This window comes from Pseudomonas sp. SWI44 (assembly GCF_002947915.1).
GTDB lineage: Bacteria > Pseudomonadota > Gammaproteobacteria > Pseudomonadales > Pseudomonadaceae > Aquipseudomonas > Aquipseudomonas taiwanensis.
The window spans coordinates 4,933,663-4,958,119 of the sequence record NZ_CP026674.1 but is presented as its reverse complement, the minus strand read 5'-3'; the positions used below and the strand labels follow the sequence as shown (position 1 = coordinate 4,958,119).

Genomic DNA, 24,457 nt, shown 5'->3' with positions numbered 1-24,457 from the left:
GCGGCCATCGCCAAGGCAGACGGCCCCCTACCCCACTCGACATCACTGGGATGTTGAGTGGGATTCTAAGTCAACGATGGGAAGTGGAAGCGACTTTCAGCCGTGACGCCGAGGCTCGGCAGACCATTCGACCTCTTCGGCTCCCGTTTCTGCCTGCGCTACCGGAACGCCATTCAGGCGGCGCAGCAGGGTTTCCCGTTCACAGGCGTTTTCCGACAACGAGATGACCACGGTCGCCACGGCGTTACTTGCCAGGCTGGTCAGCGCGCGCGCTTCCGACATGAAGCGGTCGATGCCGATCAGTAAGGCCAAGCCGGCCAGCGGGATGTCGTGGATGACCGTCAGGGTCGAGGCCAGCGCCACGAAACCACTGCCGGTCACACCCGCAGCGCCCTTGGACGACAACAGCATGATTGCCAGCATCGTCACCGTCTGCCCCAGGGTCAGGTCGATGTTGCAGGCCTGGGCGATGAACACCGCCGCCAGCGACAGGTAGATGGCGGTGCCGTCGAGGTTGAAGGAATAGCCGGTTGGCAACACCAGCCCCACCACACCCTTCTTACAGCCAAGTTTCTCCAGTTTCTCCAGCATGCGCGGCAGAACGGGCTCGGTGGACGATGTGCCGAGCACCACCAGGAACTCCTCCCGGAAGTATCGCAGCAGCTTCCACAGGCTGAAGCCATGCGCACGGCAGATACCACCGAGCACCACCAGCACGAAGAACGCGCAGGCGATGTACAGCGTCCCGACCAGCTTGGCCAATGCCCCCAGGGACGTCACCCCGTACTGTCCGACGGTGAACGCCAGCGCACCGAAGGCGCCGACAGGGGCAAAGCGCATCAGGTAACCGAAGATGCGAAAGACCATGGTCGAGACGGACTCCAGCACATCGAGCACCGGCTTGCCCTTCTCGCCCATCGATGACAGGGCGAAACCGCTGAGCACCGCAATGAACAGCACCGGCAGCACTTCACCCTTGTTGAATGCACCGATGAAGGTGTCAGGGATGATGTGCATGAAGAAATCGACCACGCTGAGCTTCGCCGCAGAGGCGGCGTACTGGCCAAGCCCCTCGGTGCTGAGCGTGGCGGGGTCGATGTTCATGCCGACACCTGGGCGCAACAGATGCACCGCTGCCAGGCCGATCACCAGGCTGACGACAGTCAGTACCAGGAACAGCAGCAACGTCTTGCTCATCAACCGCCCCAGGGAGCGCTTGTCGGTCATGCCGGCAATACCGGTGACGATGGTGCAGAAAACCACGGGGGCGATCATCATCTTGATCAGCTTGATGAACGCATCACCCAGTGGTTTGAGCGCAACGGCCTGTTGCGCCCAGAAGTGGCCGACCACCACGCCCAGCAGGACGGCGCAGAGGATCTGGAAATACAGTGACTTCGCGAGTTTCATGAGGCATCACCCATTGTTGAAATTGTGCGGATGTGCTGGTTGCCGATGTGATCGGCCTGTTGCCTACCCTGCCAGCCTGCGCAAGGTTGGGGCGTAGACGAAACCTGAGAACAGCCGGCGGGCGGTTCGTACCACAGAGGCCTGGAGCGTCTTGCCGTCGGCACCGCTGCGCGAGAGCGCCACGTCGATACCGCCGCTCGGATGTTCCAGACGGACTTCTTCCAAGTGCTGGGCTTGCTCGCCGAGCATGTCCATGATCACGGTGCCAGGGCTGACGCAGGCAGTCGCCAAGCCAATAGCACCGGTGATGGCCAAGGCCCGGTGGCAGTTATGAGGCATGAAGTAACGCACCTGGAGCGTGCCGTCATGACGCGGCGGAGAAACCAGGACAGGCTTCGGGATCACCATGCCGCTGACATCGCCCAGCCCCATCGCCTTGCCGGCCTTCAGGCGCAGGGCCTCCAGCCGTTGCAGCAGGCGGGTATCGGCATCCAGCTGCGCCGGGGTCTCTGAACCGGTCATGCCCAATTCGCTGGCATGGACGATCATCATCGGCATGGCCATGTCGATGCAGGTGACCGGTACACCGTCGATCACATCCTGGGCCTGGCCAGTGGGGAACAGTTTACCTGTCTTGCTACCGACCGCATCGAGGAAGGTCAGGTGCACCGGGGCGGCAGTCCCTGGTACGCCGTCGATTGCCGTGCGGCCTTCGTATCGCACGATGCCACCTGGTGTTTCCACCAGCGAGTTGACGAAGGTGTTGGTGTTGAGGTTGCGGATGCGAACCAAGGTCTTGCCATCCTGAGGCTTGACCAGGCCTTGCTCGATGGCGAACGGGCCAACGGCGCAGAGCATGTTGCCGCAGTTGGGCGCGGTATCGACCCGGCGCTGGGCAACCATGACCTGAACGAAGAGGTAGTCGACGTCTGCGTCGGCATGCAGCGAAGGGCTGATGATCGCCACCTTGCTGGTTTGCGGGCTACCACCACCGATACCGTCGATTTCCAGTTCGTGCCCGGAACCCATCAGGTTGATCAGCAATTCGTCGCGTTCGACCACATTGGCAGGAAGATCCCATGCGTGGAAAAAAGGCCCCTTGGAGGTGCCACCGCGCATGAGTACGCAAGGAATTCGTTGCATGATTTCGCACTCTTGTTGATCAATGGACATCATTGATGTTGTGGACACAAGATTGACAGGGATGGATAAATCAATCCAATGCAAATATCGTAGGCATTATTGCGAATCGTGGATTAATTCACCGCTAAGGCCGGGGAGCGAAATCAGATGGAATATGAGCTGCAAGATATACGATCGTTCGTGAAAATCGCCGAACTTGGCAGTTTCCATGAGGCTGCGGAAGCGCTGCATTTGTCGCAGCCGGCCCTGAGTCGGCGGATAAAGAAACTCGAGGAAGGCTTGGGCACCTCGCTGCTCGAACGCACCACCCGTCGCGTCAGCCTCACCAGTGTCGGGCGGGACTTCCTGCCCAAGGCCAGACGCTTGCTCGATGACTTCGAGGACTCGATCCTGAGCATTCGCGAACTGGCCGAACGACAGACCGGCCAGGTCACCCTCGCCTGCATTCCGACCGCAGCGTTCTACTTCCTGCCTTCGGTGATCCGCGACTACAACGAGCAATACCCGAAGATCCGCATTCGCTTGCTGGACCTTAGCGCCAATGATGGGCTCGAGGCCGTGCTGCGGGGTGAGGCTGACTTCGGCATCAACATGATGAGTGGCCAGCACCCGGACATCGAATTCGTCTCCCTGGTGCAGGAACACTTCGTCCTGGCCTGCCGCCGGGACCATAAGCTGGCGACCCGCGACGCCGTCACCTGGACGGAACTTGCCGACTACCGCCTGATAGGCGTTGGCCGCCTGAGCGGCAATCGGATGCTGCTGGACCATGCGCTTTCCGGGCTCAACCTGCGGCCCAAGTGGTTCTATGAGGTCCAGCACCTGTCCACCTCGCTGGGCATGGTCGAGGCCGGGCTGGGGGTGTCGGCCATGCCCAGCCTGGCGATGCCCAGCGCCGACCACCCGACGCTGGTCAGCGTGCCGCTGATCGAACCCCAGGTGACCCGCACCCTGGGCCTGGTCTATCGCCGAGGGGCGTCGCTGTCGCCCGCAGCGGAGAAATTCGTGTCGATCCTGCTGGACAAGTGGCCTAACCGTTGAGCGAGAGGACTTGCCTGTGGTTTGGCGCAACGCAGGGCGAATGCCAGATGCGATCATGGCTCATTCCCCTCCCAGGCCCAGCGTGTTGGGTCGGCGTTTCTCGATCGCGAACTTGAGCAATGCCGCGCTGCGGAACAGGCCATGGGCGAACTTGCCGTAGGGCAACGTGATGAACAGCGCCATGACCGTACCCAGGTGAATCGCCAGCACGATCGCCATCGCAGCCGTGTCACGCAGGCCCAACAACGCCAGGCCCGTGGCGCTGACCAGCAGCAGAAGCAAGATGAACGCCCGGTCCATGGGACGCTGGGCGACATCGCCCTGCTCCGGCGCCCTGCGAAGGTTGAGCGCCAGCAGCCCGGCTGGCCCGACGATCAACCCAAGACCGCCCAACGTGCCGAGCAACACCGGTGCACTCAACAGGGGGTATGGCGCCTGGTAGCCCAACAGGTAGTGATACCCGGTGGCAACCACTGTGGCGGCGAAACACAGCATGAAGCCGTAGAAGGTGAAGTGATGGAAACGTCGCCGCCACAGTGTGTAGCGATCGTCGGCGTTGTTGCAGCCCTGGCCATGCCCTCCATCGAGATACTTGAGGGTCAATGCCGCACTCGATGCCTCCACCACAGCCCCTTTGACTGGTTGCGCCTGCGCCTCGGCCGGCGAGACCGAACGCCAGAAACGGCGTACCGCGACCACCAGCGCCAGACTCGCCGCAGCGAAGACACCGCCGAACATCAGCGCCAGGGTGTTATGCGGGAAAACTGCATAGAAATTTCCCGCCAACCGACCGGGCAACAGCGTGCCGTTGGCGCACAAGGTCAACAGCAAGAACAACGACAGTGCCACTGCCAAAGCACTGGCGACGAAGATGCCGTTGTGTCGATACAAGCGTCCGAACAGGGCCGGCCAGGCGTACTCGGCGTAGGTTTGCCCACGCACCTTCGCCATAGCCTGCGGCACGTTGACGGCAAATTCGTGGGGTTGAGCGTACTGGCAAGCATGCAGGCACGCGCCGCAGTTGTGGCACAGGTTGGCCAGGTAGTGGATATCTGCCTTGCCGAACTCAAGCCTGCGGGTCATGGCCGGGAACACCGCGCAGAAGCCCTCGCAGTAACGGCAGGCGTTGCAAATGCGCATTTGCCGGTCGACTTCTTGCTCCTCGACGTTCAACACCGGGATCAAATCGAATGCGGGCTGGGCGGTATCAGGCTGGAATGGTTCAGGCAGTTGCGCGGTCATGGCGTTTCTCTTTTTCTGGATGTTCGTAGCCTGCCGCAGCAGCGGCGCTGGTCCCGGCGATGCGCCCGAAGGCGGTACCGATGGACATGCCGACACCGGCGGTGTAGCCCTTGCCCAGCACATTGCCCGCCATCATCTCGCCGGCAACAAACAGGTTCGGGCTGGGATTCCCATCGAAATGAACGGCGGCCGTTTCATCGGTGCGCAGCCCCAGGTAGGTGAAGGTCACACCCGGTCGCAGCGGGTAACCGTAGTACGGAGGTGTATCGATCGGGCGCGCCCAGTGGCTTTTCACAGGCGCCAGGCCTACGGTGTGACAGTCGTCCAGCTGCGTGTGATCGAAGGTACCCACCTGACAGGCATGGTTGTAGGCGCGCACGGTTTCGACGAAGGCTTGGACAGGCAAGCCAAGCAGGCCCGCCAACGCCTCAAGGCTGTCGGCGGTAGCGCCCGGGAATACCGGCGGCATAAATCGACCCAGGGCTTTCTGGTCGATGATCGAGAAACCCACCTGCCCAGGCTGATGGGCCACCAGACGCCCCCAGATGGCATAGCGCTTGGGCCAGAAATCCTCACCTTCATCGTAGAAGCGCTGCCCGTCGCGGTTGACCACCACGCCCAGCGACACACAATCGATGCGGGTGCAGATCCCGCCGTCGTAGAGAGGCGCACGGGCGTCGATCGCTACCATGTGTGCCTGCGTCGGGTCGCCAATCTTGTCTGCGCCCTGTTCGATCAGGCGGCGTAACAGAACCCCGTCGTTGAAACGCGTGCCGCGAATCAGGAAATTGTCCGAGGGCCACTCCCCTCGCGGGTTCTGCCCCCAGGCCTCGCGCAACCACTGACGGTTGGACTCGAACCCCCCGGCTGCAAGCACACAAGTGCGCGCCTCGATGCGCTCGGCAGGAAGGTGCCGGCCCTGGACCTCACGCGCCGGCACATGGGCTGCAACGAAGGATCCCTCTTGCAGTTCAATGTCGGCGACAGGCGTGTCGTAACGTACCTGCACCCCAAGGTTCTCGGCGCTGCGATAGTAGGCATTGATCAGCGCCTTGCCGCCGCCCATGAAAAAGGCGTTGGTTCGTGCGGTATGCAGCGCACCAGATAACGAGGGCTGAAAGTGCACGCCATGACGGCGCATCCACCCGCGGCAATTGGAGGAGGCACGGATCACCAGGCGCGCGAGCTTTTCGTCGGTCTGGCCACCGGTGACCTTCAGCAGGTCCTGCCAGAACTCTTCTTCCGGATACGCGTCGACCAGTACGTCCTGCGGGGCATCATGCATGCACCGCAAGTTACGCGTGTGTTGGGAATTGCCACCCCGCCAGGCGCGGGGGGCAGCCTCAAGCAGCAGTACGCTGGCTCCGGCTTCCCGCGCCATCAGCGCGGCACAGAGGGCGGCATTGCCCCCTCCAATGACTAGCACATCGATCATTTCGCCTCCAAGTCACGAAGCGCCGAATGTTCGGCTGCTCCTCGTGACCAGGGACTCTAATGAGTACCCAGAGGGTCCGAAACGCGATTAGCGGGGGGAGGCATTCAGTTTTTCTAAAGGCTACGGATGGCAATGCCGGGAGACTGAGTCAAAGCAACTGCGCTCCGGGCCATCGGTCCTGCTCCACCAACTCCCGAGAAACCTCCTGCAGCACGATCCGTGTCGCCAAGGCGGCCGGCGAGAGCTCGTCATCGGTCAGGCTGACGATCAGGTTCCGGCGCTGCGCCTGTGCTTCGTCAATGGCGAACACCCGCAAGCCTGCGTGATGCGCCCGTGCGACGGTCGCGCCGGGCTGGATGGTGGCGGCATGCCCTGCACAGACGCAATCCATCAACAGCGACAGGCCATCGACTTCCATGACGATCGAGGGCTCCAGCCCGGCCCGTTCGAAGATCGAGCGCAGCGTGGTGCGCAGGCCGTGCTGTGTGCTGGGCATCACCAAAGGCAGCGAGGCGATCTGTTGCAGGGTCAGGGCCTCGCCCCAGTTGGCATCGACCAGCGCGGCGGGAACCAGGACGAACAACCGCTCGTTGAGTAGCGGCCGGACCTCCAGCCTAGGCCCCGCCTCTGCCTGGAACAGCACAGCAAGGTCAAGGTGCCTGGCGTTGAGTTGGTTCATCAGGTAGCCCGACAGCATCTCCACCAGGTGCAGACGGATATCGGGATAGCGTTCGCGCATCCTGTCGATCAACGCCAGACCAAGAATGGATGCAGTAGTCGGTGCCAATCCGACACTGGCATAACCGCTCATACGGCCGCTTTGCGCGGCTAGGACAGCATGATCCGCCTGCCGTAGCGCCAGCCGTGCATGGTATTCGAAGGCCAGGCCCGCTGCCGTCGGCGAGACACCGGTACTAGACCGCGTCAACAACCGAGTACTCACTTCGCTTTCCAGCTTCGACAGTTGCTGGCTCAAGGCAGAAGCGCCAACCCCAAGCTCAAGCGCAGCACGGCCAAGGCTGCCGCACTCCAATACACTGAGGAAATAGCGAAGTTGACGTAATTCCATGTGGGTCTCTTTCAGCGATATGGGTCTGGCCCCATGGTAAAGGCAAAAGTGCAATGGCCAAGGTGCGAAAGCCTCAGCGCAACCCGGTGGCCTCAAACGACTCCACACGTCACTGCACGAAAACCCGCACCCGGGCGCTCAAAAGGCGATTGGGGGAATAGACCATAGAGATCGGATTGGACTCAAGCGACCAGCACGCCAGCAACCGAACCCGTGCGTCAGACTCGAATGCGGTTCGACCATGCCCGCTTCGCGGGTAAAGCCGCTCCTAAAGTGGCCTGGACGCACGCTGGCGTATCAGAGCAACAGCCTGTGGTTCTGCAGTGCCTTCCTGACCGCCAACGCTGCTTCAAACAGGGACCGTTCCTCATAAGGCGCGAATCCCAGCAAAAAACCTGCAGACACCGGCGCCTGGAAAAATGGCGAAAGTGGCAGTACATCAACGTTGGCTTCTTCGATTCGACGACCCGCTTCAGACTCGCTACCGACCAGCAATGAGCAAGCGATGTCCAGGCCAGCACGAATCTCCGGCACCTCGATCAAACCCTGCCAGTGTGCTTGAGCTGCGCAGTTGAGCGCCTCAGCACGCAGCGAATAGCGTTTGCGCATGCGTCTGACATGCCGTTCGAAATGCCCTTGATCGAAAAATGCCGCCAGCACCGCCTGACTCAGGCTGTTAGGGTGTCGTGAGGTCAACGCTACCGCGCGGGTAAAGACATCGACCAGATGTGTAGGGAGCGCCAGATACGCCAGGCGAGCGGACGGGAACAGCAGTTTGCTGAATGTGCCGGCGAGGATTACCGACTCATCGGCACCCGCCATGGCGCGCAAGGCTGGAATGGGCTTGGCAATGAATCGATACTCGCTGTCGTAGTCATCTTCAATGATATAGGCCCCAGAAGCGCTCGCCCAACGCAGCAATGCAAGCCTCCTGGCGGGAGACAGTTCATGGCCGGTGGGCATTTGCCGCGAGGGCGTCACATAAGCGAGCTTAGCCTTAGGGGCGGCCTGAATACCATCCTCGACCCGCATACCCTGTTGATCCACCGGGACGCCCACGACCTCACAACCTGCCACCGCCATAAGCTGACGTACCCCCGGGTAACCCGGGTCCTCCATCCAGACGCTCTCCCCTGGCGGAACCAATAAGCGCAAACATAGATCGATCCCCTGTTGCACGCTACTGAGCACCACGATCTGGTCAGCCGAAATATGCACGCCTCGAGCGCAGCCCAGATAGTCGGCGATGGCGTGACGCAAACTCGGCAACCCGGCGGCATCATAATCGAGCAGCGCTTCCAGTTTGGAACTGCGCATCTGCTGGATATGCAGCTTGCGCCAAAGGTCTATCGGGAATGACCGAACGTCACTACGCATCGGGAAGAAAGGACGAAGTCCAGGCGCGACCTTGCGCCTGGCGAATGCCGGCGTGGCAGTCTGCAGCCGCTCGACCCATTCCGTGCTTGGGGGAATCCGCCGCACCGGGATTTGCGCTCCACCGCCTCGCTGGCGGGGAAACACCCGTTGTTTGGCATCAGGCAGCTCCAAGCACACACGGGTGCCACTGCCTGTTCGGCTGACCGCGTAGCCCTCAGACAAAAGCTGCTGATACGCTGCCTGTACCGTTCCGCGTGCGACGCCGAGTCGTGCAGCCAGCGTCCGGCTTCCCGGGAGCTTGCTTCCTGCAGCCAGACGCCCGGCAAGCATTGCCTCGCGCAATTCCAGATACAGCCACTCCTGAAGATTGACGCCCGCAGTTGACCTTCCCGAGGGTAGCGCTATCGCACCGAACAGGGTCGCATCGGATGGCATGGGCACCTCAAAAGTGGATCAGTGAATTAGAGTCCAAGTGGATCACTACTATAGTCCGCTTCATGACCACAATTGAACCCTACCCAAGCTTCTCGCGCTGTGTGCGAACCGGGTCAGGGAATCCCGCAAATGACGCCCCGCATGTCGCGCGCTCACCACCGTCCCGAAGAAAGGAAACAACCCATGAGTCGCCTCAATTGGTTTCAAGCTTCGCCTGGCGCAGCCAAGTCCCTTGGAGGTCTGCATCATTTCGTGACCACGGCTACGAATCTGCCGGCCCCCCTCATCCATCTGGTGTTTCTCAGAGTGTCCCAGATCAATGGATGCGCCCACTGCATTGATCTGCATTCACGGGATCTGATCAAAGAAGGTATGTCGGTGGACAAGCTGGTGTTAGTACCGGTATGGCATGAAGCGCAGGACTTGTTCACGGATCTGGAACGCTCGGCTCTGGCCTGGGCAGAGGAAGTCACACGGGTTAGCGAGACCCATGTGTCGGACGAAGCATACGCAGCGGCCTCGGCGATGTTTGCAGAGAAGGACCTCGTTGACCTGACGGCGGCCATTGCCGCCATGAATGCTTTCAACCGTATGGGAGTCAGCTTCCGGTTACGGCCTGCTGCCGAGGCTTGATCCCGAGGTTCATGAAGAAGGCAAAAAAAGGCCCGCGCTAGAACGGGCCGAAGACCTGATTGGGAACGTCGAACGAACGTTACATCTGTTCTGATGAGCGCCCCCGGCAAAGGTTTTTCAGCGATACGGATCACACCGACGAACGGCAACCTCCGCCACGTGCCAGCCTCAGCGCCAATGGGTCATCGGCGCGCCTGTGACGGGGTCCTGCACGGGGCCTGGTACGACAGCGATGCGCGCAATTGCCTGAGCGTAGGTGTGGGCATCAGGCCGCTGGATGTCGTAGTCCTCCTGCCCGCGGGGATAGGCCCCGACCACCAGGAAGTCTTCGCTGCACTCGACGCAGCGATGGCCCGTCCCGGCCGGCAACACCAGCACATCGCCAACCCTCACGCTCAGCGTCTGACCCGCTTCGCCACCGAGGGTCACCTGGGCGCGGCCCGCGGCGACGCCCAATACCTCATGGGCATTGGGATGAAAGTGGTGATAGTCGAATATCCCGGCCCGCCAGAGCGGCGTCCAGCCATGGCCGGCGAACAATGCCTCGAACGCACTGGCATTGTCATTATCAGGGTCGAGCTGCAAGCGATAGCACAACACGGGGAAACGGTTGTTGGGCGTTGCCCCGTCGTCTTCGAAGTGCAGGGTCTGCAGCGCGCCACTGCTGGTGTCGATGTCATTCATCTGTGTCCCGTCCCGATCAGGTTGTCGATGTGCCTGGGAACCCCTCGCCCGAGATGAGGTTCCGGTTAGCCGACCGACGTGAACGCCGTTGAAACTTTACCGGCGCGTGCCAAGTCCAGCCCCCTATCGAGGACAGACCGGGAGAAGACAATGAGCGGCACGGTAGGCCACTTTCTGGTGGAGCGCTTGTATCAGTGGGGGTACGGCGCATCTTCGGCTACCCCGGCGATGGCATCAATGGCATGTTCGGCGCACTGTGCTGATCGAATTCAAGACCGACCCCAACGTGCCGCCGCTACCCCCGCATATCAAGCTGGAACAGGCGAAGCAGTTCGCCAGCACCCTGCTCAAGGGCGCCCCGAACCAGGCTGGGGTCATCGTGCAGACCGCCAAGCAGGTACTCAGCTCGGTACTGCCCGGCAAGAAATACCCCACCGTGAGGACCTGCCATGAGTGCCATTTCCCTAAAGGGAGCGAAAACGCACCGCCCGCAGCCAGATCCTCGGGGCGTGGTGTGGGGCGTGGCCATTGGTCGGCGTTGCTGTGGCGGTGGCCAATGCGGTCTACCACGCCACTGGCAAACGCGTCAGGGAGTTTCCGATCACCCTCGACAGCTCCTGTAACCCACTACCTGCGCCCGCCCAGTTCGATCCAGGCGGGCGCGTGGTCGCTGGCCTTGACCTGGTTGCGTACCCAGGCATCGACCCCCGCCCGTTTCAGGTAAGGTGCAAGTTCGGGGTTGAGCAACAAATGGTCGAGGCGTAACCCGGCATTGCGCGCCCAGTGATTGCGAAAGTAATCCCAGAAGGTGTAAACGCGTTCATCGGGATGCAGGTGGCGAATGGCATCGACCCAGCCCACCTCCAGCAGCTGCTGATAGCAGGCGCGGGACTCGGGCTGCAGCAGTGCATCCTTCTGCCATGAGCGCGGGTCGTAGATGTCCAGGTCGGTGGGCACCACGTTGAAGTCGCCCGCCAGCACCGTTGGATGGCCGTTGCCGTGCAGACCCTTGGCGTGCTCGATCAGGCACTCGAACCAGCGCAGCTTGTAGTCGAACTTGGGCCCCGGCTGCGGGTTGCCGTTTGGCAGGTACAGGCAGGCGACCAGCACCCCGTGAACGGCCGCCTCGAGGTAACGGCTCTGCGGGTCATCCTCCATACCCGGCAAGCCCCGGCGCACTTCCAGCGGCTCGCTGTCACGCGCCAGGATGGCTACGCCATTCCACGACGGCTGCCCCTGATAGAGGCAGCCATAGCCTGCCATTTCCAGGTCATGGCGCGGGAATTGCTGATCGGTTGCCTTGAGCTCCTGCAGGCAGGCAATGTCCGGCTGCTCGCGCTCCAGCCAGTTCAGCAGGGCCGGCAGGCGGCTGCGAATGCCGTTGATGTTGAAGGTTGCGATTTTCAGCGTTTTCATGCGTCAGGGGCGCTCCCTGGGGCCTGCACGAAGTTTCCAGCGCATGCACACGGGCCGGGACGGCCCGCGTCTTGAGCGCCAGGTCTGTAGCGACATGATGGCAGGCTTTGCTGGACAGCGCACCGCCGAGGGGGCGCCGAATAGACTCCAGTTACCCCAGGACAGGATGGCCAGGTTGGTCGATGCTCATCTGCCGTGAGGTGGGCGCACGCCGACCGCGTACATCACGCATGACAGGTGCGGGTCTATGCCCTACCTGGGAGAACGTGCAGGTGCTCGCGCAGAAAATCGATGAACGCCATCGCCCGTGCCGAATGACGCCGCTCACGACTGAACACCGCACTGACTGGCAGCGCGGTGGCCTTGTAACGGTCGAGCACACTTTGCACGCGGCCTCGTTCAACGTCTGCAGCGAAAAGCCATTGTGGAGAGAGGGAGATGCCCAAGCCGCAGAGGACCATTTCACGAATGGCCTCGCTGCTGTTGCTGGTGACGTTACCGGTGATGGCGATCTCGAACTCGTGCGCCCCGCGCGTGAAGCGCCAGCGGTCGTAATGCTCCAGCAAGGTGAAACCGATGCAATTGTGACCTGCCAGTTCACTCGGCTCCAGGGGCACACCGCAGCGTTCTAGATAAATAGGCGAGGCGTATACCCGTCGCGTGGTTGTGCCTAATGATACCGCCACCAGGCCCTCGGTCTTCACCACTCCAATTCGGATCGCCAGGTCTATGTTTTCCATGAGCAGGTCTTCGTTGTGATCGCTCAGCCGCAGGTCAATTCGCACATCGGGATAGCGCTGCAGAAACGTCCCGATCAGAGGCGCGATGCATAATCGCCCGTAACTGACCGGTGCGGCGACGCGCAGGGGGCCTGCGACCTGCTCCTGGCCACTGGCAAAGCTGCGCGTGGCGCTTTCGACTTGCCCGAGAATTTCCTGGCAGTGGCTGTAGAAACGTTGCCCCTGGTCGGTTAGCGCGAGGTGTCGGGTGCTGCGGGCGAACACTGGCCCGCCCAGGTACTGCTCCAGAGCGCGGATCTGCTTGCTGACGGCGGGCTGGCCCATGTTCAGTTCCCGAGCCACTGCCGAAAAAGACCCACGCTCCACGACCCTCACGAAGACGCGCATGCTGTCGAACAGGTCCATGCCACCAGCCCTCTCTTGGGAATGAGTCATATGCAAATTTAGCTTCTTATCGGAATGGCTCGAAAGGAGCAACTTGTATGCATCCACTCAAACAGAGGTTTCCGTCATGAGTCAGACCATGCTTGCCGCTATCGCCGAGTCCGCCCACGCTCCACTGGTCGTACGGCGCATTGCTCGTCCAGTTCCCGGTAAGGGGCAGATCCTCGTCAAGGTGCACGCCGCCGGGGTCAACCCGCTCGATACCAAGATCGCCAACGGTGCTGGGGCACACGCCCGTCAGCCGCTGCCGGCGGTGCTCGGCCTGGATTTGGCCGGCACGGTCGTCGAGCTCGGCGAGGCGGTAGAAGGCTTCACGCTCGGCCAGGAGGTCTTCGGCATGGCCGGTGGGATCGGCGGGACCCAGGGCACCATGGCCGAATACATCGCCGTGGATGCCCGGCTGATCGCACCCAAACCGCACGCTCTGGACATGTGCGAGGCGGCCGCCTTGCCTTTGGTGTTCATCACCGCCTGGGAAGGTTTGGTGGATCGCGCCAATGTCCGCGCAGGCCAGCAGGTGCTGATTCACGGCGGCGCCGGTGGAGTCGGCCAAATGGCCATCCAGCTGGCCAAGGCGCGTGGGGCCAAAGTCTACGCCACCGGATCGGCCGCCAGCCTCGACTTCATACGCGCCCTGGGAGCCACGGCGATCGACTACCAGGCCCAGCACGTAGCGTCCTATGTGGCGCAACATACGGCCGGGGAAGGTTTCGACATCGTCTATGACACCGTGGGCGGTAGCACGCTGGATGCATCGTTCGAGGCCGTGAAGCCCTATACCGGGCACGTGCTGAGCTGCCTCGGTTGGGGCCAGCACAGTCTTGCGCCGCTATCGTTCAGAAGCGCCACCTATTCGGGCGTGTTCACCCTGACTCCGTTGCTTACGGGCAAGGGCCGCGAACACCACGGAGCAATCCTGCACGAGGCGGCTGAGCTGGCAGATGCCGGGCAACTGAGGATCCGGGTGGATCGGCAACGGTTCGCACTGGACGAGGTCAACGACGCCTTCCGCCAGGTTGCTGAAGGCCGAGCCAAGGGCAAGACGATAATCCAGTTGCCGAGCGAATAGAGTCGAGACGATTGGAAGCCAAAGTACCCGACCAGCATTTGCCGAGCGGGACCGAAGGCAGTCTGTGGGCAAGGGCAGCTAACGGCCCAAGCAGTAAACAATTTCGGGGATGCGGCGAGCCTTGAGGGCTCGCCGTCGTCCCGTTGATTGCAGCCGTCGATTACAGCGTTGAGATGGTACCGCCGTCGATACGGTGCTCGGATCCTGAGATCGAGGCGGCACGGGGGGACGCGAGGAAGACGATCAAATCGGCAACCTCTTGAGGTTCGGCCGGCCTGCCCAGTGGGATTCCGCCAATCGACTCCATGACAATTCGTTTGCCTCCTTCGTAGTCCGTTCCTGCCTGGGCAGCCAACCGCTCTGCAAGCCTTACGGACGCCTCGGTCTCAATCCACCCAGGCGCGACGCTCAGCACACGAACCCCCTTTGGCGTCACTTCCCTTGCAAGGGATTTGCTGTAGGTGGTGAGCGCTGCCTTGGCGGCGGCGTAGGCGGTGGTGGATTCAGGCACAGGCATCATGCGCTGAATCGAGCTCACATGGATGATAACGCCTGAGCCCTGGGCAAGCATGGACGGCAATAGCGCGCGATCCAGGCGTACGGCAGGCATCAGATTGAGGTTCAGCTCTGCTAGCCACTGCTCGTCACTGATGGCGGCAAAGCCACCACCTGGAGTGCTTGAACCACCAACCACGTTAATCACGATATCGACCCCGCCCCAGCTCTGCAGCACGGTCTGCGCGACGTGAGCCACGCCTTGTGCCGTCGTCAGATCGGCACCGATATAGGTGACGCCATCCACCGGTCGTGCCGACACGTCGCGCGCCGACGTTGCGACTCTGGCACCAGCCTCCACGAGGGTCTGCACGACTGCAGCGCCAAGGCCCATCGTGCCGCCAGTGACGACTGTGCGCAAACCCTTGAGTTGAAGGTCGAAGCTCATGCCGTTATTTCCAGCGATGCGATCAGGCCGCGTTCAAGACGAAAGCGGTACGACAGAACGATCGGGCTGCCAGGGAACTTGCCAGTGACGTTGGCGCGCACCAGTTGGAGTCCGTCCTGGCGCTCAATGGCAAAGGGCACGCTCGTCGCGCTGTACTTGGCCGAGGCCTCGGCCATGAATGCCTGGATGGCGTTGATACCCGTGTAGGTGTGACCGTCGTCCTTCATGACGGCTTGCGTATCGAAGCAATGTGCCAAAGCTTCAGGGTCGTGTTCGGCAGCGAAGTACGCAGCAATCGGATCAGGTAGGGTCAAGGTATGCATGTTGTTGGCTCCATGGGGTCAGTGACAGCCTTAGGCTCTGTACGAAAAGCCTTGAAACTCGGTGATGCTGCGCTGAAAACAGCCTCGGAATGCTCATTTACAACCGTAAACTCCGCTTCCTCGGCTGTTTTCGCCTTGCCTTACCTTCGTCTCAATACTTTTTGTACAGCCCCTAGGATGCGTACCGGACAGCATTAATTGAATGCTCTAGAATCCGAATGGACTATGTAGAAGCGAATGCATAATGCGTGGATCCGAATTTGCTGAGCTAAAAGCCTTTGTGGCCATCGTGGAGCGTCAAAGCTTCGCGCGGGCCGCCGATCATCTGGGCTTATCGCCCTCTGCACTCAGCCAGACCATTCGACAGCTCGAACGTCGCATCGGCGCACGCCTGCTCAATCGCACGACCCGAAGCGTCGCGCCATCGACGAGTGGCGAGCTGCTCTACAGGCGTGTCGCCCCCTTGTTTCGAGAGATAGCTGTTGCCGTCGCCGAAGCCAGTGAGGCCACAGGCCAGATAAGCGGCACGCTGCGTATCAATACGCTGGGGATCGCCGCGAGAACCCTCATTGCGCCCCGGCTGGCACGCTTCCATCAGGCACACCCTGACGTGGTGCTCGATATCGTGGTCGATGACGCACTGGCCGATATCGTTCTTGGCCGTTTTGACGCGGGCATCCGTGTAGGTGGCCGGCTTGAGAAAGACATGGTGGCCGTCCGCCTGACGCCAGACCTGAACATGGTCGCCGTGGCGTCTCCGGACTACCTCGCACGTCGAGGCATCCCTCAGTCACCTGCTGAGTTGCAGGATCATGCATGCATCAACTGGCGGCTGCAGATGGACGGTAGGCCCTATCGCTGGGAGTTCCAGGAACGGGGACAGCCGCTGGAAGTGGCGGTCGACGGCCCCGTCGTCACCAATCACCCTGACATCGGCATCGCTGCCGCCCTGCATGGGCTCGGCATCGCCTATCATTTCGAGAAAGAAGACGTGGGCGAACTGTTGGCCCAGGGACGGCTGATCCAAGTCCTTGCTGACTGGTCGATTTCACGTCCAGGGCTGTTCCTCTATTACCCGAATAGGCAACACCGGCCAGCCGCCCTAGGAGCGTTCATAGACTGCCTATTGGATCGCAAACCGTTCGATCAGGCCCATTCCGAAACCCATCGATGATAAGCGCGAGGCAGGGGTAGCGGGAAACATGACATTGAGCCCCTCGAAACAACAGCGGACGCGACGGTAGCGTTTGAGTGCTTGTCCTGCGACATCCCATCTTCCTTCGAAGAATGCCTGCAGGTCAGTAGCTGATCTGCAGGGCATCGGTATTCATCCGATGCAGCGATGTAGATGAAGCCGTGCTTGCTCAGCTGCGCTCGGCCATTTCCAACATTGGTGACTTTATGGGCAGTGATCAGAATGTGTGTGTCATCGACTGCTGTTTGTACGTTGTGGCCAACCGTGCCTCGGCCACTCGTGGCCATTTAGCGGCGATCAAAACGTTAGACAATCGCAGGTGTCTTCACACAGCCTGGCCTCAATTGGTGCCCTTCATACCGAGTAGCCATGGGACAATGTAGTTGAAAAAGTCGGATTATCAGCCCGTCAGAACTTGGCGCCATGTGACAAGTCTTGAGGCGAAGGTCAGGCGAGGCTGTTCTCAACGCAGCCTCACCGAGTATCAAGGCTTTTCGTACAGAGCCTAAGGCATAAACTGCTTTGATGCGCTGGCAATGCGTTGGTACTTACGCTGCTGCCGCTTAATGCTGCGGATATCCAGAAAAAATATTTCTGCGCTACGCCACAGCAGCATCCACGCGGTGACTGTAACGACTCCCACAGGGATGGTGCCTTCAATCCCCAGAGCTGTGCCTGCCAGCACCAAGGCAAGCGCCAAGCCTAAGAGTGTCAGCGCTACCAGCCGTTGGACGCGAATATCCCCTCTGAGTTGCTCCCTCTTTTCCGCAAAGGTATTGCTGATGGCGTGCTGCAGGCGTTCTCGCTCGTCTTCTGGGCAACGAATGTGTAGGCACAGATCGGGATGGTACCAAGCACTATCTGATAAGTAGTCGGTCAGCTCCGGGCTTAACTTGGGGTTTTCCGGCAAGGCAAATGGATTGAGGTAATCTTGGGTGATCGTGAGATCGATTATTTTAGTCATAACGAAACTCTACCGGGTTGAGCTATGAACGGAGATTTTAGTGCTCGAGGTAAAGCTAGTCGCAAGACAACTGCTCTGCCCGATAGGCCGTTGCGCGCTCAGTTGCAGAAGCGGATTCATCCGGGATCTGTGAGGGACATCAGAAAGTGACCGGCTCAGGCGGGGATAAGGGCCTGGGGCAGCGGGTGGCCGATCTCGATCAGTAATGACTAGGGTCTGTCTGAAAAGTCTTGGGACGAAGGTCAGGCAAGGCGAAAACAGCCTAGGAAGCGGAGTTTACGGGTTGAAAATGAGCATTCCGAGGCTGTTTTCGACGCAGCATCACCGAGTTTCAAGGCTTTTCGTACAAAGCCTAGCTGCTTTTGGCTGATCTCTGCCCTTCATGAATGGCAGCTTCGGGCCGAAAGCAGCCGGTCGTGAGTGACTGCTTTCGACCCATAGCTGCCCTTCGCGGAGGGCAGCAATCGGCCAGAAGCTGCCCATCCGCTCTTCGAATGCTACGCTCTGCGGTATCCGAATGACCCTTTACTACTTCTACAACCGTTGCGTGTTTGTTGGAGATCTACATGGAAACCATCGCACGGGCATTGATCCTTGCCTGCAAACATATTGATGACCGGCATAATGTCGAAAACGATGATGACGTAGCGGCGCTTGAGGCAATTGCTGCTGAACTGAACGACGCATCTAACGCGGAAATAAATTGCTTGATTGAGACGGCGAAAAAGCTTGAAGTGGAAACCTGGCCTGAAGAAATGGGAATTATCTAACACTGCGTATTCGATAGGTCATGAACTACAGCTTTTGGACGAGAGCGGTCCATGTCGGAGGTCTGCTTTGGGTCGAATGCAGCCGGTCGTGGGTGACCGCTTTCGACCCAAAGCGGGCATCGAATCTGGACTCTTTATCCAGTATCGGCCTCATCGCTTGGTAGCCGGCTCCGGACCGAAATGCGCCACCTTCCTGGTCTATGCCCCACCGGTCGGATCTGCGCTTGCAGACCATGGGGCATGAAACGGCCCCCTCTCGATAGGTGTTCGCTTCACGCCCTGATGAGGCTAGCCACTACTGTCGATGTCGACTCAGATCCAGACGTCATTCAGCGCTGTTCGCTCCTCGACTTCATGACCAGTATTCAACACGCCTCGCGGCTCAATCATCATAAGTGCTGTTTCCGTTTCTGCCGCTGTTCTGTGCTCTACACCACGTGGTACGACATACAGTTCGCCCGGCTTCACATGAACGCAGCCCTCGGGGAGATCGATGCGCAAGAGACCTTCGAGCACTAGAAAAGCTTCATCAGTTTCTGGGTGTGAATGCCAGATAAATTCACCTTCGATGCGTATCACCTTAAATTGGTAGTCGTTCATTTCCGCGACGACCCTTGGGCTCCATTGCTGCTCGATCAGAGAAGCTTTTTGAGTCAGGTTTACAGGCGGTGATGCCGATTGCTGATGCATGCTGGACATAGCTGATCCTCTCTAATTTGGAGTGACCAGCCTATCGAGCGGAAAGCGCGCTGTTCTTGTACGATCCTGCAACTTAGCGAACAGTGCGTAAGCGTTCCAGCCAACGCAGAGGCGGCACGCCGTAGGTGCGAGTGAAATGCCGGGTCATGTGGCTCTGATCATGAAAGCCTGAGACAAGGGCGGCATCGACCAGTGAGAAGCCATCCAGAATCAGTCTGCGGAAAGAATCCAGGCGCCTAAGCGTGACAAAACGGTATGGGCTGGTGCCGTAAAGGGCCCGAAAGTCTCGCGACAAGCTCCATTGCTCACGTCCACTCGCCTGTTCGAGCATCTCCAGCGTGATGTCCACGTGAAGGTGCTCCAGGATGAACTCCCTGGCGCGCCCGGCAGAGCGGTAATCCAGACGTTTGCGACCACGCGGCTTGCCGCCGACTGCACGAAGCGCCATTGCCAAGTCATAAACGGCGTCCTGTTCCTCTAGTGTTTCCAGTGGATGATCGAGTGCCTGCACGAAAGCCTCGCTGGCGTGGTACAAGCGCGGGTCGCAGGATAGTCCGCCAGCAATGAAAGGCAACGGTTCTCCCCCGAGAACGTTCTGTATAAGCGACGGGTCGATGTAGGCCATCCGATAGCGAAAACCCACATCCGTGCCAGCCATGCCGTCATGCACTTCGTCGGGGTGCAGCACAAGTGTGTTGCCTGGCACGCCGTGGCACAGCGCTCCCTTGTAGTGAAAGCTCTGAACGCCGGCAAGAGTACGGCCTATCGAATATGTATCGTGACGATGCAGGTCGTAGCCATGGCCGCCAAACCACGCTTCGATGCGCTCCACACTGCCAGGTGTAGTGCTGCGTATGACCCAATCAGAGGTGGATGACGGGATTGCTTTTCGCTCCATGGGTATGCTCACCGCTAGTGCGCCATCTTGAATGTAAATAGCCCATCCTATTTCAGGATTACGCGAGCACCCAATCCATTTCCGTTCAATGTCCGCAATGGGTCGTTTGCTGGTCTGAAAGCGTATAGCGACAGTGAAGGTATGACCGTCGCTACACGATCCTAAGCAGACATTCTGCGTTCTTGTCGGCAGCCCAATAGTCACATATGATACTACGTCTCATTTGCATCGACTCAAACTCATGGCATCCGTCGACAATGCTCAGCTCACGGCTCTTTACGAACAGCAACACCGCTGGCTGCGTCGCTGGCTGTATCGGCAATTGAGCTGCTCACACCGCGCCGCTGATTTGATGCAGGACACCTTCATGCGCCTGTTGCTCAGCAAAGAGGCGTTGGAAGTCCGACAGCCTCGACCGTTTCTGGCGAAGGTTGCACGCAGTGTCCTGTCAAACCACTACCGCCGCACACGCCTGGAAAAAGCCTATCTGGATGCAATTCAGACGGATGACGAAAACGTGCTGCCGGATCTGGCTACCCAATTGATTATTTTCGAGACGCTGGTTCGACTCGACGAAGCACTCTGTAAGTTGGATGTCGCCGTCAAAAAGGCATTCCTCTGGTCGCAACTGGATGGGCTCAGCCATGGGGAAATTGCCGAGCGGCTGGGTATTTCAATCGCTACCGTCAAACGCCACATCATCAAGGCAGGTGCGCAGTGCATGCTGGTCACGGAAGCGCTGGGATGACGATCACCGAAAACGCCTTTACCCCAGAACCCGCGCCATCACCGAAAATGTGCGAGGCGGCGATGGCGTGGTGGCTCGATATGCAGGAAGCTCACTTCGATTCACCCGCACAGGCCGCCTTCATGGCATGGCGTAGTGAACACCCCTTGCATGAGCTGGCCTGGGAAAGGGCCTTGGCCCTGGCTGCGCAGCTAGACTCAATACGTACCCAGGGCGATCCAAACCTTGCCCGACAGGCCCTGTTGCTTTCTTCTCAGGAAGGGTTGAGCAGACGACGGGCTATCAAGGGCCTGGCCCTGCTGCTTACCACAGGCGCGGGTGCATGGTTGGCCGGAGGCAGCGAAGTGGTTTCGCGCTTGAGCGCCGATTACGTCACGGGCGTTGGAGAGCAGCGACGCGTCGCGCTGAACGCCAATCTGTCGTTTGATCTCAATACCCACAGCGCGATAAATGTTCGTCATACAGATCATCGCTGGCACCTTCGATTACTCAGCGGCGAGATCCTGGTCGACACGGTTTTGAACCAGGCACTCTCCATCGAAGCCCCTCAGATCCGCGCGCAGGCGTCCTCGGCGCGCTTCACGGTACGCCAATTTGAGAATGGCTCGACTCAGTTGGCGGTCTATCGTGGCTCGCTTCAGGTAAAACCGGCAAAAGCGAGCACGTGGACTCCCTTGCAGGCCGGGCAACTGGCTCGTTTCGGGCCGCTCGGGCTGCTCGATCAGGATGCACTGCAAGCAAACGCTCCGGCCTGGGCAGAAGGCATGATCGTCGCCAACGGCCAACCGCTCCAGGCTTTCCTGGATGAACTGGGTCGTTATCGTCATGGGCATCTCGGGTGCGACCCCGCATTGGCCAACCTGCGTGTATGGGGATCCTACCCGCTGGCAGACAGTGATCGAATCATCGATGCCATTGCCCAGACACTGAAACTGGATGTCCAGCGTTTCACTCGCCTATGGGTCAACTTGCGCGCCTTGCCAGCAACCGTTTGAACTATTTTCGTCTTCGATGAGCCGTTTTGATTTCTGGCGAGACTTATAGGCCAAACATCAAAAACATCGGGGAACTTCACATGCATCACCGCAGTATTTCGTCGTGCTACGCAAACCCGCTCGCCAGCACCCTGGGTTGCGCCGCGGCGGTTCTGATTGCCAGTTCATCGCCAGTGTGGGCAGCCGCCGATAGCAGCGTGCAACACTACGAAATCCCCGCGGCGCCACTGGGCACTGCGCTCAATCACCTGGGCCAGCAAGCCCATTTGTTGTTGTCGTTTCCCAATGAATTGATTGCCGGACAAACCAGCCCTGGCTTGAAGGGTGATTACACGGTCGACGGTGCGTTACAGGCGCTGCTTGAGGGCAGCCAGCTCATAGCGGTGCGCCAGCCGGATGGGCGATACACCCTCCAGCGAGCGCCGGCCTCTAACGTGCTGGAGCTTCAAAGCATTTCAATTTCGGGCAAAGCGCCCGGGTCGACTACAGAAGGTACCGGGCTCTATACCACCTACTCATCCAGCAGTTCGACCCGTCTGAACCTGACCCCCAAAGAGACCCCGCAGTCGCTGACCGTCATGACCCGCCAGCGCCTGGATGACCAGCGCCTTACCAATCTAAGCGATACCCTCGATGCCACACCGGGCATCATCGTGTTGCGCGACGGGCTGGGTGCCGAATCCGATGGTTACTTCTCACGCGGCTTCGAGGTTCAGAACTTTGAAATCGATGGTGTGCCCACCGTCAAGCGCATGGACAATTACACCCAGAGCATGGCCATGTATGACCGGGTGGAGGTGGTGCGCGGTGCTACCGGCCTGATCAGCGGCCTGGGCAGCCCTTCAGCGACGATCAACCTGATCCGCAAGCGTCCGACCTCCGAGGCTCAGGCCAGCGTCACCGCAGAAGCGGGTAACTGGGACCGCTACGGAACTGGCTTTGATGTATCTGGCCCGCTGACCGAAACCGGCAACGTACGCGGTCGTCTGGTCGCCGACTTCAAGACAGAGCAGTCATGGGTAGACCGCTACAAACAGGACTCGCAGCTGATCTACGGCATTACCGAGTTCGACCTGACTGAAGACACCCTGCTGACGATGGGCTTCAGTTACCAACGCACAGACGTTGACTCGCCCATGCGCTCCGGCCTGCCGACCCGCTTCACCGACGGGTCTCGCACCAACCTCAAACGCTCACTCAATTCGGCTCAAACGTGGTCTTACAACGACCATGAGCAAACCAGTTTTTTCACCTCGATCGAACAGCAGTTCGCCAATGGCTGGAGCGGAAAGATCGAGCTGACCCACTCCGAAAACAAGTTTGATGAAGTCTTCAACTACGTCAACGGCAGCCTCAATCCGGACGGAAGCGGCACCACACAGTTGCCCGTGCGCTTCTCCGGCATCCCCCGCCAGAACAACATCGATGCCTACCTGACCGGCCCGTTCAGTCTGTTGGGCCGCGAGCATGAATTGATCGCCGGCGTGACCTTGTCCAACTACTACGAGGACGTGCCAAGCTACGGCGGCTGGAAATACGACTATTCCGGCTCTCCGGCTGGCGCAATCGATAACCTGTTGAACTGGAACGGCGGCTCGGTCAAACCGGAATTCGACGTCACTGGCAAATCCACTGCCGACGAAACTCAATACGCCGCTTATCTCGCCACGCGCCTGCACGCCACCGACGATCTCAGTGTCTTGCTGGGTAGCCGCGTGATCGATTGGCATCGTGACACCGAGGATAAACCCTACAACGCCGAGCAAACCAAGACCAAGGAGTCGGAAACCGGCGTGTACATCCCGTATGCTGGCGTGGTGTATGACGTCAACGATACGTGGTCGCTGTATGCCAGTTATACGAAAATCTTCAACCCACAATCGTCCTGGGTTCGCGACATCGACAACAAACCTCTGGATCCGATGGAGGGCACCGGATATGAAGTCGGCGTCAAGGGAAGCCACTTCGACGGCAAGCTGAACTCCAGCGTCGCGCTGTTCAAGATCGAGCAGGACAACCTGGCAATCTGGATCGATACTCCAGGCGGTAACACGTACAAGTCGGAACAGGGAACCACTACCAAAGGCGCTGAATTCACCCTGGACGGAGAGCTGGCCGAAGGCTGGCAGGCATCTGCCGGTTATGCCTATGCGGTCAGCACCGACGCTGACGACCAGCGTATCGTTACCACCCTGCCTCGCCACAGTCTCAAGACTTTCACCCGCTATCGCCTGCCGGGGATTCTGGACAAGCTCACCCTTGGCGGCGGTGTGAACTGGCAGAGCAAAACCGGTGCCGACCTGCACACCTTCACCCAGGGTAGCTATGCCGTCACCAACCTCCTGGCTCGCTACGACTTCAACCAGCATCTAAGTGCGTCAGTCAATCTGAACAACGTGTTCGACCGTGAATACCTCAGCTATGCCGGCGACCACGGTATGTACGGTGCTCCAAGAAACATCATGACGGGTTTCAAGTACAACTTCTGACGTTCGCGCGCTTCGTGCTGGGCGATGGGTCGATAGCAACGACCGCCTTACAGGCCGAGCATGGCATACCTGCCAAGTTGGGTAAAAATGCCGGAGAGTGCGCAATGGACGGTGGGAGAGCAGGTTCGCCCACGAAGCAGGCCGCGCGGTGAATGGCGAGGGCTTCGCCCGTGTTTGCGGGTGAACCCGTTCCTACAAAGATTACTGCCGACCTCACAGACCTCTGCAGTATGAAAAATTCACGGAGTAGCATACCGAACTGGAAAAGCTACTATCAGTAGGTTACCTTTAGTAG

23 protein-coding genes and 2 pseudogenes are annotated in these 24,457 nt (G+C 59.8%); 9 read left to right on the top strand and 16 right to left on the bottom strand.

Annotated features, from left to right (window positions below):
* Nucleotides 1-96 precede the first annotated feature (96 nt).
* Both dctA and C4Q26_RS23450 read right to left on the bottom strand, forming a co-directional pair.
* Nucleotides 97-1,410, bottom strand: a complete 1,314-nt coding sequence (gene dctA, locus C4Q26_RS23455; RefSeq protein ID WP_023380899.1) for a C4-dicarboxylate transporter DctA — start codon at nucleotides 1,408-1,410, stop codon at nucleotides 97-99.
* A gap of 63 nt (nucleotides 1,411-1,473) precedes the next feature.
* Nucleotides 1,474-2,553, bottom strand: a complete 1,080-nt coding sequence (locus C4Q26_RS23450; RefSeq protein ID WP_023380900.1) for a 4-oxalomesaconate tautomerase — start codon at nucleotides 2,551-2,553, stop codon at nucleotides 1,474-1,476.
* A 147-nt stretch (nucleotides 2,554-2,700) separates the two neighbouring features.
* On the opposite strand from C4Q26_RS23450, the gene C4Q26_RS23445 reads away from it, so the two are divergent.
* On the top strand, nucleotides 2,701-3,594 hold the full coding sequence (locus C4Q26_RS23445; protein ID WP_023380901.1) for a LysR family transcriptional regulator: 894 nt from the start codon (nucleotides 2,701-2,703) through the stop codon (nucleotides 3,592-3,594).
* A gap of 60 nt (nucleotides 3,595-3,654) precedes the next feature.
* On the opposite strand, the gene tcuB is transcribed toward C4Q26_RS23445, so the two are convergent.
* The 4 genes from tcuB to C4Q26_RS23420 form a co-directional block, all read right to left on the bottom strand.
* Nucleotides 3,655-4,836 carry a tricarballylate utilization 4Fe-4S protein TcuB gene (tcuB, locus tag C4Q26_RS23440; RefSeq protein ID WP_104883622.1) on the bottom strand — a complete coding sequence of 394 codons (1,182 nt, stop codon included), beginning with the start codon at nucleotides 4,834-4,836 and terminating at the stop codon, nucleotides 3,655-3,657.
* Entirely contained in the window at nucleotides 4,817-6,271 is a 1,455-nt protein-coding gene (tcuA, locus tag C4Q26_RS23435; RefSeq protein ID WP_104883621.1) for an FAD-dependent tricarballylate dehydrogenase TcuA, read from the bottom strand. The genes tcuB and tcuA overlap by 20 nt, the downstream gene beginning before the upstream one ends.
* A 148-nt stretch (nucleotides 6,272-6,419) precedes the next feature.
* The gene (locus C4Q26_RS23430) at nucleotides 6,420-7,340 is read right to left on the bottom strand and encodes a LysR family transcriptional regulator (RefSeq protein ID WP_104883620.1); all 921 of its coding nucleotides are present in this window, start codon (nucleotides 7,338-7,340) and stop codon (nucleotides 6,420-6,422) included.
* A 297-nt stretch (nucleotides 7,341-7,637) separates the two neighbouring features.
* Entirely contained in the window at nucleotides 7,638-9,152 is a 1,515-nt protein-coding gene (locus C4Q26_RS23420; protein ID WP_027906707.1) for a PLP-dependent aminotransferase family protein, read from the bottom strand.
* A gap of 183 nt (nucleotides 9,153-9,335) precedes the next feature.
* Between C4Q26_RS23420 and C4Q26_RS23415 the strand changes: the two genes are divergently transcribed.
* Nucleotides 9,336-9,785, top strand: a complete 450-nt coding sequence (locus C4Q26_RS23415) for a carboxymuconolactone decarboxylase family protein (protein ID WP_023380906.1) — start codon at nucleotides 9,336-9,338, stop codon at nucleotides 9,783-9,785.
* A gap of 168 nt (nucleotides 9,786-9,953) precedes the next feature.
* Here C4Q26_RS23415 and C4Q26_RS23410 read toward each other — a convergent pair whose 3' ends face one another.
* Both C4Q26_RS23410 and C4Q26_RS28165 read right to left on the bottom strand, forming a co-directional pair.
* On the bottom strand, nucleotides 9,954-10,469 hold the full coding sequence (locus C4Q26_RS23410) for a cupin domain-containing protein (RefSeq protein ID WP_104883619.1): 516 nt from the start codon (nucleotides 10,467-10,469) through the stop codon (nucleotides 9,954-9,956).
* Between the two features lie 295 nt (nucleotides 10,470-10,764).
* On the bottom strand, nucleotides 10,765-10,920 hold the full coding sequence (locus C4Q26_RS28165; protein WP_177429809.1) for a hypothetical protein: 156 nt from the start codon (nucleotides 10,918-10,920) through the stop codon (nucleotides 10,765-10,767).
* 77 nt (nucleotides 10,921-10,997) lie between these two features.
* Between C4Q26_RS28165 and C4Q26_RS28915 the strand changes: the two are divergent.
* A pseudogene (locus tag C4Q26_RS28915) lies at nucleotides 10,998-11,081 on the top strand (hypothetical protein); the annotation flags it as partial.
* A 15-nt stretch (nucleotides 11,082-11,096) separates the two neighbouring features.
* On the opposite strand, the gene xth reads toward C4Q26_RS28915, so the two are convergent.
* Nucleotides 11,097-11,885: an exodeoxyribonuclease III gene (gene xth / locus C4Q26_RS23400; RefSeq protein ID WP_023380908.1), complete on the bottom strand. Its 789-nt coding sequence runs from the start codon at nucleotides 11,883-11,885 to the stop codon at nucleotides 11,097-11,099.
* A gap of 245 nt (nucleotides 11,886-12,130) precedes the next feature.
* The gene (locus C4Q26_RS23395; RefSeq protein WP_027906708.1) at nucleotides 12,131-13,030 is read right to left on the bottom strand and encodes a LysR family transcriptional regulator; all 900 of its coding nucleotides are present in this window, start codon (nucleotides 13,028-13,030) and stop codon (nucleotides 12,131-12,133) included.
* Nucleotides 13,031-13,136: 106 nt separating this feature from the next.
* On the opposite strand from C4Q26_RS23395, the gene C4Q26_RS23390 reads away from it, so the two are divergent.
* Nucleotides 13,137-14,138, top strand: a complete 1,002-nt coding sequence (locus C4Q26_RS23390) for a zinc-dependent alcohol dehydrogenase family protein (protein ID WP_027906709.1) — start codon at nucleotides 13,137-13,139, stop codon at nucleotides 14,136-14,138.
* A 160-nt stretch (nucleotides 14,139-14,298) separates the two neighbouring features.
* Here the strand turns inward: C4Q26_RS23390 and C4Q26_RS23385 are convergent, their stop codons facing one another.
* The gene (locus C4Q26_RS23385; protein WP_027906710.1) at nucleotides 14,299-15,081 is read right to left on the bottom strand and encodes an SDR family oxidoreductase; all 783 of its coding nucleotides are present in this window, start codon (nucleotides 15,079-15,081) and stop codon (nucleotides 14,299-14,301) included.
* Nucleotides 15,078-15,404, bottom strand: coding sequence for a nuclear transport factor 2 family protein (locus tag C4Q26_RS23380; RefSeq protein WP_027906711.1), 327 nt, complete (start codon nucleotides 15,402-15,404; stop codon nucleotides 15,078-15,080). Before C4Q26_RS23380 ends, C4Q26_RS23385 begins: the two co-directional genes overlap by 4 nt.
* Before the next feature lie 244 nt (nucleotides 15,405-15,648).
* Here C4Q26_RS23380 and C4Q26_RS23375 point away from each other — a divergent pair, with 244 nt between their 5' ends.
* The gene (locus C4Q26_RS23375) at nucleotides 15,649-16,578 is read left to right on the top strand and encodes a LysR family transcriptional regulator (RefSeq protein WP_023380913.1); all 930 of its coding nucleotides are present in this window, start codon (nucleotides 15,649-15,651) and stop codon (nucleotides 16,576-16,578) included.
* A gap of 92 nt (nucleotides 16,579-16,670) precedes the next feature.
* On the opposite strand, the pseudogene C4Q26_RS28460 reads toward C4Q26_RS23375, so the two are convergent.
* A pseudogene (locus tag C4Q26_RS28460) lies at nucleotides 16,671-16,874 on the bottom strand (hypothetical protein); the annotation flags it as partial.
* A gap of 230 nt (nucleotides 16,875-17,104) precedes the next feature.
* Entirely contained in the window at nucleotides 17,105-17,563 is a 459-nt protein-coding gene (locus C4Q26_RS23365) for a hypothetical protein (RefSeq protein ID WP_027906712.1), read from the bottom strand.
* A gap of 566 nt (nucleotides 17,564-18,129) precedes the next feature.
* Between C4Q26_RS23365 and C4Q26_RS23360 the strand changes: the two genes are divergently transcribed.
* Nucleotides 18,130-18,333 (top strand): hypothetical protein, encoded by a 204-nt coding sequence (locus C4Q26_RS23360; RefSeq protein WP_023380915.1) that lies wholly within the window; start codon nucleotides 18,130-18,132, stop codon nucleotides 18,331-18,333.
* 312 nt (nucleotides 18,334-18,645) lie between these two features.
* Here C4Q26_RS23360 and C4Q26_RS23355 read toward each other — a convergent pair whose 3' ends face one another.
* On the bottom strand, nucleotides 18,646-19,032 hold the full coding sequence (locus tag C4Q26_RS23355; RefSeq protein ID WP_104883617.1) for a cupin domain-containing protein: 387 nt from the start codon (nucleotides 19,030-19,032) through the stop codon (nucleotides 18,646-18,648).
* Nucleotides 19,033-19,105: 73 nt separating this feature from the next.
* On the bottom strand, nucleotides 19,106-19,930 hold the full coding sequence (locus C4Q26_RS23350; protein ID WP_104883616.1) for an AraC family transcriptional regulator: 825 nt from the start codon (nucleotides 19,928-19,930) through the stop codon (nucleotides 19,106-19,108).
* A gap of 241 nt (nucleotides 19,931-20,171) precedes the next feature.
* Between C4Q26_RS23350 and C4Q26_RS23345 the strand changes: the two genes are divergently transcribed.
* The 3 genes from C4Q26_RS23345 (at nucleotide 20,172) to C4Q26_RS23335 (ending at nucleotide 24,162) form a co-directional block, all read left to right on the top strand.
* Entirely contained in the window at nucleotides 20,172-20,678 is a 507-nt protein-coding gene (locus tag C4Q26_RS23345; RefSeq protein ID WP_104881652.1) for a sigma-70 family RNA polymerase sigma factor, read from the top strand.
* Nucleotides 20,675-21,673: a FecR domain-containing protein gene (locus tag C4Q26_RS23340; protein ID WP_023380919.1), complete on the top strand. Its 999-nt coding sequence runs from the start codon at nucleotides 20,675-20,677 to the stop codon at nucleotides 21,671-21,673. Before C4Q26_RS23345 ends, C4Q26_RS23340 begins: the two co-directional genes overlap by 4 nt.
* Before the next feature lie 80 nt (nucleotides 21,674-21,753).
* Nucleotides 21,754-24,162: a TonB-dependent receptor gene (locus C4Q26_RS23335; RefSeq protein WP_104883615.1), complete on the top strand. Its 2,409-nt coding sequence runs from the start codon at nucleotides 21,754-21,756 to the stop codon at nucleotides 24,160-24,162.
* The last annotated feature ends 295 nt before the right edge of the window (nucleotides 24,163-24,457 follow it).